The 16,529-nt window shown below is 70.5% G+C and carries 10 protein-coding genes and 3 pseudogenes; 12 read left to right on the forward strand and 1 reads right to left on the reverse strand.

Annotation, left to right across the window (positions count from 1 at the left end; translation table 11 throughout):
• Positions 1-64: 64 nt before the first annotated feature.
• The 7 genes and pseudogenes from mshA (at position 65) to OGH68_RS35775 (ending at position 8,226) form a co-directional block, all read left to right on the forward strand.
• Positions 65-1,477, forward strand: a complete 1,413-nt coding sequence (mshA, locus tag OGH68_RS35745) for a D-inositol-3-phosphate glycosyltransferase (protein WP_413471075.1) — start codon at positions 65-67, stop codon at positions 1,475-1,477.
• Between the two features lie 188 nt (positions 1,478-1,665).
• A pseudogene (locus OGH68_RS35750) lies at positions 1,666-3,290 on the forward strand (BCCT family transporter).
• Between the two features lie 213 nt (positions 3,291-3,503).
• A complete protein-coding gene (locus tag OGH68_RS35755; protein WP_264249749.1) occupies positions 3,504-4,589 on the forward strand; it encodes an S-(hydroxymethyl)mycothiol dehydrogenase in 1,086 nt (361 codons plus the stop codon).
• Entirely contained in the window at positions 4,589-5,224 is a 636-nt protein-coding gene (locus OGH68_RS35760; protein ID WP_264249750.1) for an MBL fold metallo-hydrolase, read from the forward strand. The genes OGH68_RS35755 and OGH68_RS35760 overlap by 1 nt, the downstream gene beginning before the upstream one ends.
• 137 nt (positions 5,225-5,361) lie before the next feature.
• Positions 5,362-6,490, forward strand: a pseudogene (locus OGH68_RS35765) (chorismate-binding protein).
• Positions 6,491-6,706: 216 nt separating this feature from the next.
• Positions 6,707-7,069, forward strand: coding sequence for a bifunctional 3-phenylpropionate/cinnamic acid dioxygenase ferredoxin subunit (locus tag OGH68_RS35770; protein WP_264249752.1), 363 nt, complete (start codon positions 6,707-6,709; stop codon positions 7,067-7,069).
• The gene (locus OGH68_RS35775; RefSeq protein WP_264249753.1) at positions 7,066-8,226 is read left to right on the forward strand and encodes an NAD(P)/FAD-dependent oxidoreductase; all 1,161 of its coding nucleotides are present in this window, start codon (positions 7,066-7,068) and stop codon (positions 8,224-8,226) included. Before OGH68_RS35770 ends, OGH68_RS35775 begins: the two co-directional genes overlap by 4 nt.
• Positions 8,227-8,327: 101 nt before the next feature.
• Here the strand turns inward: OGH68_RS35775 and OGH68_RS35780 are convergent, their stop codons facing one another.
• The gene (locus OGH68_RS35780; protein ID WP_264249755.1) at positions 8,328-9,125 is read right to left on the reverse strand and encodes an IclR family transcriptional regulator; all 798 of its coding nucleotides are present in this window, start codon (positions 9,123-9,125) and stop codon (positions 8,328-8,330) included.
• A gap of 384 nt (positions 9,126-9,509) precedes the next feature.
• Between OGH68_RS35780 and OGH68_RS35785 the strand changes: the two genes are divergently transcribed.
• The 5 genes and pseudogenes from OGH68_RS35785 (at position 9,510) to OGH68_RS35805 (ending at position 16,527) form a co-directional block, all read left to right on the forward strand.
• Positions 9,510-10,319, forward strand: a complete 810-nt coding sequence (locus tag OGH68_RS35785; RefSeq protein WP_264249756.1) for a 5,10-methylenetetrahydrofolate reductase — start codon at positions 9,510-9,512, stop codon at positions 10,317-10,319.
• A 384-nt stretch (positions 10,320-10,703) separates the two neighbouring features.
• Positions 10,704-13,142 (forward strand): GcvT family protein, encoded by a 2,439-nt coding sequence (locus OGH68_RS35790; RefSeq protein WP_264249757.1) that lies wholly within the window; start codon positions 10,704-10,706, stop codon positions 13,140-13,142.
• A 22-nt stretch (positions 13,143-13,164) separates the two neighbouring features.
• Positions 13,165-14,025, forward strand: coding sequence for a bifunctional methylenetetrahydrofolate dehydrogenase/methenyltetrahydrofolate cyclohydrolase (locus OGH68_RS35795; protein WP_264249758.1), 861 nt, complete (start codon positions 13,165-13,167; stop codon positions 14,023-14,025).
• Positions 14,022-15,298: pseudogene (gene glyA / locus OGH68_RS35800) on the forward strand (serine hydroxymethyltransferase). The gene OGH68_RS35795 and the pseudogene glyA overlap by 4 nt, the downstream one beginning before the upstream one ends.
• Positions 15,295-16,527, forward strand: coding sequence for a sarcosine oxidase subunit beta family protein (locus tag OGH68_RS35805; protein WP_264249759.1), 1,233 nt, complete (start codon positions 15,295-15,297; stop codon positions 16,525-16,527). The pseudogene glyA and the gene OGH68_RS35805 overlap by 4 nt, the downstream one beginning before the upstream one ends.
• Positions 16,528-16,529 lie beyond the last annotated feature (2 nt).

The raw sequence follows: 16,529 nt of genomic DNA on the forward strand, positions 1-16,529 counted from the left end.
AGCAAAACCGGGGCGTCCACCAGACATCCGGCACGCCACGGCAGCCGGAAGGGGGGCTCGCGACGTGAGCCGGTACGTGTCCCGGCTCGGCAGGCACCGCGGCCCCGCCTCCGAAACCGTCGCCGGCCCGCCGCGATTGCCACTTCCCGGCCCCCGCCGCCCCCGCCGCGTCGCGATGCTCAGCGTGCACACCTCCCCGCTGCATCAGCCGGGCACGGGCGACGCCGGCGGCATGAACGTCTACATCGTCGAGCTCGCCAAGCGGCTCGCCACCATCGACGTCGAGGTCGAGATCTTCACCCGCGCGACGTCCGCCGCCCTCCCGCCCGCCGTCGAGCTCGCGCCCGGTGTCCTCGTGCGGCACGTCGACGCGGGGCCGTACGAGGGGCTGGCCAAGGAGGACCTGCCGGCCCAGCTGTGCGCCTTCACGCACGGCGTGATGCAGGCCTGGGCCGGCCACCTCGCCGGTCACTACGACCTGGTCCACTCCCACTACTGGCTCTCCGGCCATGTCGGCTGGCTCGCCGCCGAGCGGTGGGGTGTCCCGCTCGTGCACGCCATGCACACCATGGCCAAGGTCAAGAACCACGCTCTCGCCGGGGGCGACACCCCCGAACCCGCCTCCCGCGTCCTCGGTGAGACGCAGGTCGTCCGGGCCGCCGACCGGCTGATAGCCAACACCGAGAAGGAGGCGGAGGAACTGCTCCGCCACTACGACGCCGACACCGGCCGGGTCGCCGTCGTCCACCCAGGGGTCGACCTGGAGCGCTTCCGGCCCGTCGCCTGCGGCGTCGAGGCCGGTCGGGCTGCGGCCCGCGCCCGTCTCGGGCTGCCGCAGGACGCGCTCGTCCCCCTCTTCGCGGGCCGCATACAGCCGTTGAAGGCGCCGGACGTCCTGCTGTTCGCCGTGGCCCGGCTGTTGGAGGAGCGGCCCCAGTTGCGTGAGCGGATGGTGGTGCCGGTCATCGGCGGGCCGAGCGGCAGCGGACTCGCCAAGCCGGAGGGGCTGCAGAAGCTGGCGGCCAGGCTCGGCATCGGCGACGTCGTGCTGTTCCGGCCACCGGTGGGCCAGGAACAGCTCGCCGACTGGTACCGGGCGGCATCGGTCCTGGTCATGCCGTCCTACAGCGAGTCCTTCGGCCTGGTGGCCATCGAGGCGCAGGCCTGTGGCACCCCGGTGATCGCGGCCGAGGTCGGCGGCCTGCCGGTGGCAGTACGGGACGGGACGAGCGGCGTGCTCGTAGCGGGGCATGATCCGGTGGACTACGCGCGGGCGTTGCACGGCTTCGCCGACGACCCGGCGCTCTCCGTCCGAATGGGCGAGGCCGCTGCGCGGCACGCCCGGTCCTTCGGCTGGGACACGGCTGCGACGGCGACGGTAGACGTGTACATGCAGGCGATGCAGGAGCGTCGTATGCGGTCGCTGCACGACGGCGGCAGCAGCCCGCACGCCGGTGCACTCGCCTTTGAGCCGTAGCCAGACATCACCGCGGCCGGCTCGGTCGAGACCGAAACGATGGGTGTACGGGGCTTGACGTACCGGGGCCCGGAAGAAACTGTGTTGCACATCAAGCTGACAGTTGCGTGTCACGCACCAATGTGTGGTGGTTCCTCCAGGGCAGAGGCCCTCCCCCCGCCCCCACGTCCTCTTTCGGAAGGCTTCGGATGAGTACCGCAACGACGAAGAAGGCAAGATCGGCTCTGGGGCGAGTGGACCCGGCTGTCCTCTACATATCCGTGACGCTGTCCGCCCTGTTCGTGGCGTGGGGAGTGTTCTTCACCGACAAGCTCGCTTCGGTGGCCGAGGCGACGCTGGGCGGGATCATCGGGAACTTCGGCTGGCTCTTCGTCCTGACGAGCTCCGGATTCGTGCTTCTGGCGGCCGTGTTGGCGTTCAGCAGGTTCGGCTGCATCCGGCTCGGCAAGGACCATGAGCGACCCGAGTTCAGCACCGCCTCCTGGGTGGCGATGATGTTCAGCGCAGGCATGGGCATCGGCCTGATGTTCTACGGGGCGAGTGAACCCATCATGCATATGTCCAGCCCCCCGCCGGGTACGGCCGAAGCCGGAAGCGAAGACGCGGCCAAGGCGGCGTTGGAGTACTCGTACTTCCACTGGGCGATCCACCCCTGGGCGATGTACGCCGTCGCCGGCCTGGCGCTCGCCTATTTCGGATTCCGCAAGAGCGGCAACAGTCTGATCAGCTCCGCCTTCCGCCCCCTGCTCGGCGACGGGTCGACGGACCGCTGGGCAAGTCCATCGACATTCTGGCGATCTTCGCCACCCTCTTCGGCTCCGCCGTCTCCCTCGGGCTCGGCGCGTTGCAGATCAACAGCGGCCTGAAGACGCTCTGGGGTGTCGACGACTCGACCGCGCTCGCCGTCTCGATCATCGCGGTCCTCACCGTCCTGTTCGTGCTCTCCGCACTCTCCGGGGTGCACCGCGGCATCCAGTGGCTGAGCAACGGCAACATGATCCTGGCCGGCGTCCTGCTGCTGTTCGTCTTCGTCGTGGGTCCCACGGTGTTCATCCTGAACAGCCAGACCGAGGCGCTGGGGGGATACCTGGCCTCGCTCCCGAGGATGAGTTTCACGACGGGTGCCTTCGGCGGCGGTGAATGGCTCTCCAGTTGGACGATCTTCTACTGGGCGTGGTGGATCTCCTGGACGCCGTTCGTGGGCATGTTCATTGCACGGATCTCCCGCGGCCGCACGATCCGGGAGTTCATCGTCGGTGTGATCATCGCGCCGAGCGCGGTAAGTGTCGTGTGGTTCGCGGTCCTCGGCGGTACCGCACTGAACCAGGAGATGCACGGCGGTCATCTGTCCGAGGCGGTCGCCAAGGGCGAGGAAGCGGGCCTGTTCGCCACCTTGCAGACTCTTCCCTGGTTCCCCCTCACCTCGGTAGTGGTGATCGTCCTGGTCGGCCTGTTCTTCGTCAGCGGTGCCGATGCGGCCTCCGTCGTGCTGGGCATGCTCTCCAGCCGGGGCTGCACGAGCCCGAGCCGCCCCGTCGTGATTCTCTGGGGCACGCTGACCGGCCTGGTCGCGGCCGTCCTGCTGCTGGCCGGTGGCCTGGAGGCGGTCAAGCAGGTGGCCATCATCGCCGCCTTCCCGTTCCTGTTCGTGATGATCGGTCTGTGCGTCTCCCTGGTGAAGGCGCTGCGCGCCGAGCCGAGGAGGAAGCCGGCTCCCTCGGGTAAGGAGACGGTCGACGCCGGCGACGAACGGGAGCCGGACGACGGTGCGCGGACGGTCGAGGCCATGGCGGATGCGCGGGCCGCGCACTGAACGGCCGGAGCGGAGCGGTTTGAGGGGCGAAAGCCGGCGCAGGGGCCGCGTCCGGACCCCCGTGTTCCCGCCGGCGGCTCCGGCCGAGCCGACCCTGCCGGAGCCGGCCTCTTGACCCCCTGGCGCTCCCTCCCTGATGATCGGTTGCGCATAGCGATACATGTATCTAATTAGGCAACAGTGCGGGAGCGTTTCCCGCTCGAGGAGTAACTCATGGCTCATGAGGTTCGTGCCGTCGTCGCCCTGAAGAAGGGCGCACCCGTCTCCGTCGAGACGATCGTCGTCCCCGACCCCGGTCCGGGTGAGGCGCTGGTCAAGATCGAGGCGTGCGGCGTCTGCCACACCGACCTCCACTACCGGGAGGGCGGCATCAACGACGACTTCCCCTTCCTGCTGGGGCACGAGGCGGCCGGCCGCGTCGAGGCCGTCGGCGAGGGAGTCACCGACGTCGAGCCGGGAGACTTCGTCATCCTCAACTGGCGTGCCGTCTGCGGCCAGTGCCGGGCCTGCAGCAAGGGCAAGCCCTGGTACTGCTTCTCCACCCGCAACGCGACGCAGCCGATGACACTGCTCGACGGCACCCCGCTCTCACCCGCACTCGGCATCGGCGCCTTCGCGGAGAAGACGCTGGTGGCCGCGGGCCAGTGCACCAAGGTGGACCCGGCGGCCCCGGCGGCCGCCGCCGGCCTGCTCGGCTGCGGCGTCATGGCGGGCTTCGGCGCGGCCGTGAACACCGGCGCCGTCGGCCGCGGGGACAGTGTCGCCGTCATCGGCTGCGGCGGGGTGGGTATGGCCGCCGTCGCGGGGGCGAAGCTCGCCGGCGCGAGCAAGGTGATCGCCGTCGACCTCGACCGGCGCAAGCTGGAGCGGGCCCTGAGCATGGGCGCCACCCACACCGTCGACGGCACGGCGGCAGACGTCGTGGAGGCGGTGCGCGAGCTGACCGGAGGCTTCGGTGCGGACGTGGTCGTCGAGGCAGTCGGCCGCCCCGAAACCTACGAGCAGGCCTTCTACGCCCGCGACCTGGCCGGCACGGTCGTCCTGGTCGGCGTGCCCACCCCGGAGATGAAGGTCGAACTGCCGCTGCTCGACGTCTTCGGGCGCGGCGGCTCGCTGAAGTCCAGCTGGTACGGAGACTGCCTGCCCTCGCGCGACTTCCCGGCCCTCATCGACCTGTACCTGGGAGGGCGATTCGACCTGGACGCCTTCGTCTCCGAGACCATCGGCCTCGGTGACGTGGAAGAGGCGTTCGAGAAGATGCACCGCGGTGAGGTACTGCGTTCCGTGGTGGTGCTGTGATGGCCGGCGCCCCGCGCATCGAACACCTCATCACCAGCGGGACGTTCAGCCTCGACGGCGGCACCTGGAACGTCGACAACAACGTCTGGATCGTCGGCGACGACGACGAGGTCGTCGTCATCGACGCGGCACACGACGCCGGCGCCGTCCTGGCGGCCATCGGTGACCGCCGTCTGTCGGCAGTCGTGTGCACGCACGCGCACAACGACCATGTGAACGCGGCGCCGGACGTCGCAAACGCCACGGGCGCGCCCATCCTCCTGCACCCCGACGACCAGGTGCTGTGGACGATGGCGCACCCGGACCGGCGGCCCGACGGCCCGCTCGCCGACGGCGACGAACTCAAGGTGGCGGGCATCGGCCTGCGCGTCCTCCACACGCCCGGACATGCTCCGGGCGCCGTGTGCCTGTACGCACCCGAGCTGGGGGCAGTGTTCAGCGGCGACACACTGTTCGCAGGAGGGCCCGGCGCGACCGGGCGCTCCTACAGCGACTTCGGCACGATCATCGCCTCGATCGGTGACCGTCTGCTGGCGCTCCCCGGTGAGACGGTCGTCCACACCGGACACGGCGACACGACCAGCATCGCCGCGGAAGCACCGCACCTGCAGGAGTGGGCGGCCCGCGGCTGGTGACGCGGGCACGGCCATGCCCCGCCGGGGCTCTCGACGTGCGGCCGCGCCCTTCCGGGCGGAACCCGTAGACGAGAGCCCCGGCCCTGCCATCCCACTGCCGAGGAACATCCGACCGCCTGCTCACTGGACGAACCGCTGTGTACGACGCCGCCCCGCTGGCCCGCTTCGGCTCCCTCGTCGCCACCGATCTGCGGGATGTGACCGGCGATCCCGCAGCCCTGGACTCCGCCGGCTTCTGGGCGGTGGTCGCCGGCTTCGAAGGAGCTCTGGTGTGCGCCCGCTTCGGGGACGTACGCAGGGCGCCGGTGCCCGCCCCCCGGGCCTGGCAGGCGTCGGCCGGCCCGGTGGGGCCCGGCGGCCGCCGACTGGACCTCTTCCCTGGACCGCACCGCCTACACCGCGGGGGTGCGGCGCATCCGCGAATACATTGCGGCGGGCGAGGTCTACCAGGCCAATCTGTGCCGGGTGCTGTCCGCGCCGTTGCCCGACCCCGAGACGGCCGATGTCGATGAGCTGACCGCTCTGCTGGCCCGTGGCAATCCCGCTCCGTACGCCGGTACGGTCCGGCTGCCGGCCCACGGCGTCGAGGTCGCCACTGCCTCGCCCGAACTGTTTCTGCGGCGCGACGGCCGGAGCGTCGAGTCCGGGCCGATCAAGGGCACCGGCCGGCCGGCGGACGACCTGCTGGAGAAGGATCACGCCGAGAACGTGATGATCGTGGACCTGGTCCGCAACGACCTGGGCCGGGTCTGCGCCACCGGATCCGTGACCGTCCCGGCGCTGTGCACGGTCGAGCAGCATCCGGGCCTGGTCCACCTGGTCTCCACTGTGCGGGGCGAGCTGGAGAAGGGGACGGGCTGGCCGGAGCTGCTGGCCGGTACGTTTCCTCCTGGTTCGGTCACGGGCGCGCCCAAGTCCAGCGCGCTGCGCGTCATCGATGCGCTGGAGACGGCGCCCCGCGGGCCGTACTGCGGCGGCATCGGCTGGGTCGACGCCGACCGCAGGACCGGCGAACTGGCCGTGGGAATCCGCACCTTCTGGATCGACCGCTGCGCCCCGAAGGGCCCGGCGCTGCGCCTCGGCACAGGCGCCGGCATCACCTGGGGATCCGAGCCGGAGCGGGAGTGGACGGAGACCGAGCTGAAGGCCTTCCGGCTGCTGGCTCTGGCGTCGGGGCCGCATCAGGGGCCGCAGGTCCTGCGGGTGCGGACGGAGGCCGGCGGCAGCGCGACGCATGCCACGTCGACTCCTCCTCCGTGGCGCTGACAGCGGCAGCCCGCAGGCTCGTTGCGTGCCTGGCCGCTGTTCCTCCCCGTGCCACGAGGCCCATCATGTGTTGCGTATTGCGCAGCTCGGTGCATAAAAAGAAACCACGAAAAGAGCTGCGACCCGCCCTTCGGGCGCCTTGACAAGGGTTCGGGGCCGCCCGCAAACTGGCGTTGCGTTAACCGCAATCCGTTTCGCTATATGCACCGAGGTGTCATGATGATTCCCGTGTGCCGTCTCGTGGACCTGCCGCGAGGCGAGGCCTGCCGGCTCGACATCGATCCGCCGGTTTCGGTGTTCCACACCGATGACGGCGAGGTCTTCGCCATCGATGACACCTGCACCCACCAGGACGCCTCGCTCGCCGACGGCTGGCTGGAGGGCGGCGAGGTGGAATGCCCGCTGCACGCTTCCAAGTTCGACCTCCGGACCGGAGCCGTCGACGCTCCGCCGGCAAAGCGCCCGGTCCGCACGCACGAGGTCTTCATCGAGGGCGGCGTGATCCACGTGCGGCTGTCCACCGATGCCCCCAACCTGCCGCCCTGCATCGCGTCTCGGCTCGCGGGGGGTCTCGCGTGAGGACAGTGGCTGTGGTGGGTGCCTCGCTGGCCGGTCTGTCGGCGGCGCGCTCGTTGCGGAAGCAGGGATACGACGGGCGGCTGGTCATCGTCGGCGACGAACAGCACCGCCCGTACGACAGGCCGCCGCTGTCCAAGGAATTCCTGGCCGGCGGCATCGGCGAGGCCGATCTGGCGCTGGAGTCGGACGACGAGGACTTGCGGGCCCAGTGGCTGCTCGGCGCCCGCGCCACCGGACTCGACAGCGCGGACCGCGCCGTGCGCCTCGCCGACGGCCGAGCGGTCCGGGCCGACGGGATCGTCATTGCGACCGGCGCGGCCGCGCGGAAGCTGCCGGGCACGGAGGGGCTGGCCGGCGTGCACTGCCTGCGCACGCTGGACGACGCCCGCGCCCTGAGGGACGAACTGGCCCTGGGAGGACGGCTGGTGGTGATCGGCGGCGGATTCGTCGGCGCCGAGGTCGCCTCCACCGCATACGCTCTGGGACTCGACGTGACCCTCGTCGAGGCGGCGCCGACACCGCTGGCCGGGCCGCTCGGTGAGACCATGGGCGGCATCGTCTCCGCCCTCCACGCGGACCACGGCGTACGGCTGTTGTGCGGCGTGGGTGTCAAGGGGCTGAGCGGGGAGACCCGGGTCGACGCTGTCCTGCTCGAGGACGGCCGCAGCATCCCCGCCGACACCGTCGTCGTCGGTGTCGGCGCCCGCCCGTGTGTCGAGTGGCTGGAAGGATCCGGCGTCGCGCTCGACAACGGCGTCACGTGCGGTGCGGACGGCCGCACCAGCCTGGCCTCTGTGGTCGCGGTCGGTGACTGCGCCTCCTGGTACGACCGGTCTGCGGGCGTCCATCGACGCGTCGAACACTGGACCGGTGCGCGGGAGCGGCCCGACGCGGCCGTGGCCGCACTGCTGTCGTCGGGCGCGGCTGAACCGGGGGTGCCCCGGCCGCCGTACTTCTGGTCGGACCAGTACGGCGTGAAGATCCAGTTCGCCGGCCATGCGGCCGGTGCCGACAGTGTGACCGTCGAGGAAGGCACTCCGGGCGACCGCAGTTTCCTGGCCGTCTACCGGCGTGCCGGACATCCGGTCGCCGTGCTCGCGATGAACCGGGCAAGGCTGTTCACGCGGTGGCGCAAGCAGCTCACCGGCGCATCATGAGGGCGTCCTTCGTTCACGGGCGCCCGGGAGCGAGACAGTCGCAGCAGCGGCGGGTCCGCGGGCGTCGGACACCCGGGCCGTCGGCCGCGGCGGCCGCGGTCTCACCCCAGGTGGCCCATTCGATGGCTGATCTCATCCGCCCCCCGGACCAGGGCCGGAGCGAGTTCGTGCATGCGCTCCTCGGTGAGCCGGTACACGGGTCCGGAGGCGCTGAGTGCCGCGATGACCTCTCCGTTGCGGTTGCGGACCGGTGCGGCCATGGCGTGGAGCCCCACCTCCATCTCCTCCAAGGTCCAGGAGTAGCCGCGTCTGTGCGCCTCGGCGAGATCCTTCTCGAGTTTCGTCTTCGCGGTGAGAGTGCGCGGGGTCATCTTCTTCAGCCCGGTCTCGGACAGCAGCGCGGCCCGCTCCTCGGGGGGCATGTGGGCCAGCAGGATTTTGCCGCTGGAGGTGGCGTGCAGCGGGGTCAGCTGGCCGACCCAGTTGTGCGCGGTGACGGCACCTCGGCCGCGCACCTGGTAGAGGTTGATCGCGTAGTGCTCCTGCATCACGGCGAGGTTGACGGTCTCACCGAACTCCTCGGCGAGACGCTCGCAGACCGGGCGGCTCTGCTGGATGATGTCGATCCGCCCCGTGGCCGCACCGGCGAGGCGCACGATGCCGAAACCGAGGCGGTACTTGCCGCGCTCACCGGCCTGCTCCACCAGGCCCCGCGCTTCCAGCGCGCCCAGCAGACGAAACGCCGTGGACTTGTGCACCTCTATCTCGGCGGCCACCTCGCTGACCCCGGCCTCGCCGCGCTGGGCCAGGATTTCCAGCACGCTGATGGCGCGGTCGACGGACTGCACCCCACCGGTCTGCGAACCCGCCGTTTCGTTATCCGGACTGTAGTTGCTCATGGCGAAACCATACCGGTCGGTAAAAACAACAGCAGCGGCAGCCGTCGCAGGGTGACGCACCCCTCCTTAGTTGTGTAAATCGCAACATGGTGCGTATAACGCTACTGCTACGAGTGGGCCGCGCCCATCTGCGGCGCGAGCGGGACGAGGGGCCATGGCTTCACTGCAGCACTGCGTCGTCACCGGCGGCGGATCGGCCGGCAGCGCGCCGGCCGGCCGGCTCTCCGCCGAGACCGCCCTGCATCCGTCCTGCACCGGTACGACGGGCGCTGACCGGACGCCCGTCCCACCGGTCGGCAGACGCATGCGCACAGCGCAGAGGCCGCGTGTGGTTCCCGGAAGCGGGTCGGGCACTTGGTGAGCGGCGACCGCTTCCGTGCACTGATGCGCACCGTCCGTTACGAGGTGCTGCCCGCGAAGGGGACCGAGGACAAGGTCATCGCCCATGTCCCGCGCGATGTCGTCGTCACCGTGACGGCGTCGCCGGTCAAGGGCCTGGAGCCGACGCTCGACCTCGCCACCCGGCTCGCGGCGCACGGCTACCGCGTCGTCCCGCACGTTCCCGCGCGACTGCTGCGGGACGACGTGCACCTGAAAGACGTCGTCGACCGGCTCCGCGGGGCCGGCGTCGCCGACGTCTTCGTCCCGGCGGGCGACGCGGACCCGCCGGCCGGGGCCTACGGCGGGGCGCTGCCGGTGCTGCGCAGGCTGAGCGAGTTGGGCAGCCCCTTCGATCATGTCGGCATCACCGGTTATCCCGAGAGTCACCCGCTCATCCACGACGACCTCACTGTTCAGGCGATGTGGGACAAACGGGCGCACGCCACGTACATCGTCAGCAACATGTGCTTCGACCCGCGCCTGCTGGGTGACTGGGTCGGCCGGATACGCCGCCGCGACGTCACCCTGCCCGTCCACGTCGGCGTCGCAGGGCCCGTGCAGCGCGCGAAGCTGCTGTCCATGGCGGCGAAGATCGGCGTGGGGGAGTCGGCCCGCTTTCTGACCACGCACACCTCGTGGTTCCTGCGCTTCGCGGCACCGGGCGGCTACTCGCCCGAGCGACTGCTCACCCGCAGTGCCGAGGCACTCACCGCACCTTCGTCGGGCGTGGCCGGCCTGCACCTGTTCACCTTCAACCAGATCGCCGAGACCGAGCGGTGGCGCTGCGCTTTGCTCGACCGGATGACCGGATGACCGGATGACCGGCGCCTCGGCGGCGACCGGGGCGGGTGGCGGGTCACGCTGAGGGCTCGCCTCTGCCTCTTGAACAGCCCGCGCCCTCATGGGCAGGCACTTTCTGTCCACGGCAAGATCGACGCCTGGACCGAGCAGGGTGCAGGGCAGCTCCCTCTCCGGTTCCCGCGCCGCCGGCGAGCGCCGGTACGCGAGCGACCCGGCGCCCCGCCCGGCGGGCCCGGCAGGCTGCGTCGGCAGCCCGCCGGGCCCGCCTGCGTTCCGTCCTGTTCCCCGACGTCACGACCCCTTGACACTCCTCACTGCGACAGGCACATTGAGTTGCGCAACATGAACCTTGTTGCGCAGAAAGCAACTGAATTGCTTTGAGTCGGAGGTGCGGCGATGGCGGGACCCCGGGTGGTCATTATCGGAGCGGGCGTCGTGGGAGCGGCACTTGCCGATGAGATCTCCGCGCGAGGCTGGACGGACGTGACCGTGGTCGACCAGGGCCCGCTCCCTGCCACCGGGGGATCGTCGTCACACGCCCCGGGCCTGGTCTTCCAGACGAACTCCTCCAAGACCATGACCGAGTTGGCCCGCTACACCGTCGAGAAGTTCTGCTCGCTCGACGTCGACGGCCGCCCCTGTTACCTGCAGGTCGGCGGCCTCGAAGTGGCGACCACTCCCGAGCGCGTCGCGGAACTCCAGCGCCGCCACGGCTGGCTCACCGCCTGGGGCATCGAGAGCCGGCTGCTGAGTTCCGAGGAGTGCGTCGAACAGCACCCGCTCGTGAACCCGGACAAGGTCCTCGGAGGTCTCCTGATCCCGACCGACGGCCTCGCCAAGGCCGTCCTCGCCGTCGAGGCGCAGATCCGGCGGGCCACCGACCGCGGTGTGCGCTTCCTCGCCCGCCACGAGGTTCTCGACATCCGCACCGAGGACGACCGCGTGACCGCAGTCGTCACCGACCAGGGGGAGACCCCCGCCGACATCGTGGTGTGCTGCGCCGGGATCTGGGGCCCGAAGATCGCCCGCATGGTCGGCATGAACCTCCCGCTGACCCCGTTGGCCCACCAGCTGGCCTGGACCGGCCCGGTACCGGCCCTTGCGGGCCAGACCGAGGAGGCGGTGCGCCCGATCCTGCGTCATCAGGACGCGGACCTCTACTACCGCGACCGTTTCGACGGGCTCGGCATCGGCTCCTACGGCCACCGTCCGATGCCCGTCGACGTGGACGACATCCTGTCCGTGGACGAGGCCGACGAGATGCCGTCGGTGCTGAAGTTCACCGAGGACGACTTCGCCGAGGCGTGGACCGAGACGCAGGCCCTGCTGCCCGCGACGAAGGAGGCCGAGGTCGAGGAGGGCATCAACGGCCTGTTCTCCTTCACCACCGACGGACTGCCCCTGCTGGGCGAGTCCCCGGACGTGAAGGGCTTCTGGGTCGCGGAGGCCGTGTGGGTCACCCACTCCGCCGGCGTGGGGCGCGCCATGGCCGAATGGCTCGTCGACGGTCACTGTTCGTCCTTCGACCTGCACGAGTGCGACGTCAACCGCTTCGAGCCGCACCAGCTCGCTCCGGAGTACGTCCTGGCCCGCGACTGCCAGAACTTCGTCGAGGTCTACGACATCCTGCATCCGCTCCAGCCGCCGGCGGACCCGCGGCCGATCCGCACCAGCCCCTTCTACTCCCGCCAGCAGGAGCACGGCGCCTTCTTCCTGGAGGCGAACGGCTGGGAGCGCCCGCACTGGTACGAGGCCAACGCCGGGCTGCTGGAAGGCCGCACCATCCCCACCCCCAACGACTGGGCCGCGCAGTACTGGTCGCCGATCGTCGGCGCCGAAGCCCAGGCCACCCGCGAGACGGTCGCCATGTACGACATGACGGCCCTCAAGCGCCTCGAGGTCACCGGCCGCGGCGCCGCCGCCTTCCTGGAACGGCTGTCCACCGGCAAGGTCGACAAGTCCGTCGGCTCGGTGACGTACACCCTGCTCCTCGACCAGGACGGCGGCATCCGCAGCGACATCACCGTCGCCCGGCTCGCCCGCGACCACTTCCAGGTCGGCGCCAACGGCAACCTCGACCTCGACTGGTTCACCCGCCACCTGCCCGCCGACGGCTCGGTCCAGGTCCGCGACATCACGGCCGGCACCTGCTGCATCGGCCTGTGGGGCCCCAAGGCGCGTGAGGTCCTCCAGCCGCTCACCGACCAGGACTTCTCAGGCGACGGCCTGAAGTACTTCCGCGCCAAGCGCGCCCACATCGGCAGCGTCCCGGTCACCGCGTGGCGCCTGTCGTACGTCGGTGAACTCGGCTGGGAGATCTACACCACCGCCGACATGGGCCCAAAACTGTGGGACACCCTGTGGCAGGCGGCCGAGCCGCTCGGCGGCATCATCGCCGGCCGAGGCGCCTTCAACAGCCTGCGCCTGGAGAAGGGATACCGCTCCTTCGGCACCGACATGACCTACGAGCACGACCCCTACGAGGCCGGAGTCGGTTTCGCGGTCAAGCTCGACAAGGACGACTTCATCGGCAAGTCGGCGCTGGAGCGGCGCAAGGCCGGCGTCCGGCGCAAGCTGACCTGCCTCACCATCGACGACCCGCACGCCGTCGTCATGGGCAAGGAGCCGGTGTACGACGGCGACCGCCCCGTCGGCTACGTCACCAGCGCCGCCCACGGCTACACGATCGGCAAGGGCATCGCCTACGCGTGGCTCCCCGCGGAACTCGCCACACCGGGCCGGACCCTGCACATCGGCTACTTCGACCAGCGGGTCGAGGCGGCCGTCGCCGAGGAGCCGCTGTTCGACCCGACCATGTCCCGCCTCCGTGGCTGACCGCAGGGAAGGAACACCGCCGGTGACCGCACAACTGCTCGACGGAAAGGCGACCGCCGCCACGATCCGCCGCGAACTCGCCGAACGCGTGGCCAAGCTGACCACCACCGAGGGACGCCCGCCGGGGCTCGGCACCGTCCTGGTCGGCGACGACCCCGGCAGCCGCGCCTACGTCGCCGGCAAACACCGCGACTGCGCCCAGGTCCAGATCGCCTCGATCCGCCGTGAACTGCCCGCCGACGCCACGCAGCAGCAGGTCGAGGACGTCATCGACGAGCTCAACGCCGACCCGGCCTGCACCGGCTACATCGTCCAGCTTCCGCTCCCGCGCCACCTGGACGCGGGCGCCGTCCTGGAGCGCATGGACCCGGCCAAGGACGCCGACGGCCTGCACCCCGTCAGCCTCGGCCAGCTCGCCCTCGGTGTCGAAGCCCCGCTGCCCTGCACCCCGCGCGGCATCGTCGAACTGCTCCGCCGCCACGACGTGCCACTCGCGGGAGCGCGGGTGTGCGTGATCGGACGGGGCGTCACGGTCGGCCGTCCCCTCGGACTGCTGCTCACCCGCCGGTCCGAGAACGCCACCGTGACCCTGTGCCACACCGGGACCAAGGGCCTGGCCTGGCACGTACGCGAGGCGGACATCGTCGTCGCGGCCGCCGGCTCACCCGGGCTGATCACCAAGGACATGCTGCGCCGCGGCGCAGCCGTCCTGGACGTCGGTATCACCCGCACCGATGACGGCCTTCTCGGCGATGTGCACCCGGACGCGGCCACCGTCGCCGGGTGGCTCGCGCCGATGCCCGGGGGAGTGGGACCCATGACCCGGGCGATGCTGCTCGCCAATGTCGTCGAGGCCGCCGAGAGGAACGCAGGCACCGCATGAACACGCTGAACACCCCCCTCGCGGAGCTGGACCCGGAGGTCCACGAAGCCCTCCGCGCCGAGCTGCACCGCCAGCAGTCCACCCTCGAGATGATCGCCTCCGAGAACTTCGCGCCCACCGCCGTGATGGAGGCCCAGGGCTCGGTCGCGACCAACAAGTACGCGGAGGGCTATCCGGGCCGTCGCTACTACGGCGGCTGCGAACACGTCGACTTCACCGAGCGGTTGGCCATCGAGCGGATCAAGTCCCTCTTCGGCGCGGGCTTCGCCAACGTCCAGCCGCACTCGGGCGCCCAGGCCAACACCGCCGTCTTCTTCGCGCTGCTCCAGCCCGGAGACACGATCCTCGGGCTCGATCTCGCCCACGGCGGGCACCTCACCCACGGCATGAGCATCAACTACAGCGGCAGGATGCTGGGCGTCGTGCCGTACCACGTGGCCGAGGCGGACAACCTCGTCGACATGGACGAGGTCGAGCGTCTCGCCAAGGAACACCGCCCCAAGATGATCATCGCGGGCTGGTCGGCGTACCCGCGGCAGCTGGACTTCGCGGCCTTCCGCCGGATCGCCGACGAGGTGGGCGCCCTTTTGATGGTCGACATGGCGCACTTCGCCGGGCTGGTCGCCGCCGGCCTGCACCCCAACCCCGTACCGCACGCCCACGTCACCACCACGACGACGCACAAGACGCTCGGCGGCCCCCGCGGAGGAGTCGTCCTCACCAACGACGCCGACCTCGCCAAGAAGATCAATTCGGCGGTGTTCCCCGGTATGCAGGGCGGACCGCTGGAGCACGTCATCGCCGCGAAGGCAGTGTCGTTCAAGGTCGCCGCGTCACCCGAGTTCGCCGAACGCCAGGCCCGCACCCTCGCCGGCTCCCGCATCCTCGCCGAACGGCTCACCCGCCCCGACACGGCGGCTGCCGGAGTGAAGTCCTCACCGGCGGCACGGACGTCCACCTCGTCCTGGTCGACCTGCGCGCCTGCGAACTCGACGGCAAGCAGGCCGAAGACCTGCTCCACGAGATCGGCATCACCGTCAACCGCAACGCCGTCCCCTTCGACCCGCGCCCGCCCATGGTGACCTCGGGACTGCGCATCGGCACCCCGGCCCTGGCCACCCGCGGCTTCACCGAAGAGGACTTCGCCGAAGTCGCCGACATCATCGCCCTGGCCCTCCAGCCCGAGCCCGACACCGGCGCCCTGCGCGCCCGCACCGAGGCGCTGGCGATCAAGCACCCGCTCTACCCGCACCTGTCAGGAGACCCGCGATGAGCCCCCGCACCCCAGGCGCCGACCTGCCCGAACACCCCGCCTGGCTGTGGCGCACGCCCGAGCCGAAGCGTTCGTACGACGTGGTGATCGTCGGCGGTGGCGGTCACGGCCTGGCCACCGCCCACTACTTGGCGAAGAACCACGGCATCACCAATGTCGCCGTGCTGGAGAAGGGCTGGCTGGCGGGCGGCAACATGGCCCGCAACACCACCATCATCCGGTCGAACTACCTTCTGGACGAGAGCGCCGGGATCTACGAACACGCGCTCAAGCTGTGGGAAGGGCTGGCGGACGAGCTCGACTACCCGATCCTGTTCTCCCAGCGCGGTGTGCTCAACCTCGCGCACAGCCTTCAGGACGTGCGTGACAGTGTGCGCCGGGTGGAGGCCAACCGGCTCAATGGCGTCGACGCCGAATGGCTCGACCCGCAGCAGGTCAAGGATGTCTGTCCGATCGTCAACATCTCGCCGGACGTGCGCTACCCGGTGATGGGCGCCACCTACCAGCCCCGCGCCGGTATCGCCAAGCACGACCACGTCGCCTGGGGCCTGGCCCGCTCGGCCGACGCCGCCGGTATCGACATCATCCAGAACTGCGAGGTCACCGGCCTGGACATGGTCGGCAACCGGGTGGTCGGCGTCCAGACCACCCAGGGCCCGATCGCGGCGGGCAAGGTGGCGCTCTGCTCGGCAGGCCACACCTCGGTCCTCGCCGCGATGGCCGGCATCGAGCTGCCGATCCAGAGCCACCCGCTGCAAGCTTTGGTCTCCGAACTTCTGGAGCCCGTGCACCCGACGGTCGTCATGTCCAACGCGGTGCACGTGTACGTCAGCCAGGCGCACAAGGGCGAGCTCGTCATGGGCGCGGGCATCGACGCGTACAACTCCTACACCCAGCGCGGCGCCTTCCACATCATCGAAGAGCAGATGTCCGCGGCCCTGGAGCTCTTCCCCGTCTTCGCCCGCGCCCATGTTCTGCGTACCTGGGGCGGCATCGTCGACGTCAGCCCCGACGCCTCGCCGATCGTGGGCCTCAGCCCCGTCGACAACCTCTACCTCAACTGCGGCTGGGGCACCGGCGGCTTCAAGGCCACCCCCGGCGTCGGCTCGGTCTACGCCCACACCATCGCCCACGACACGCCTCATCCCCTCAACGCCCCCTTCTCGCTCGACCGTTTCACCACCGGCGCGCTCGTCGACGAGCACGGCGCGGCCGCGGTCGCTCATTAGGA

Origin of the sequence: Streptomyces peucetius, assembly GCF_025854275.1 — a bacterium.
In the GTDB taxonomy this organism is placed as follows: Bacteria; Actinomycetota; Actinomycetes; order Streptomycetales; family Streptomycetaceae; genus Streptomyces; species Streptomyces peucetius_A.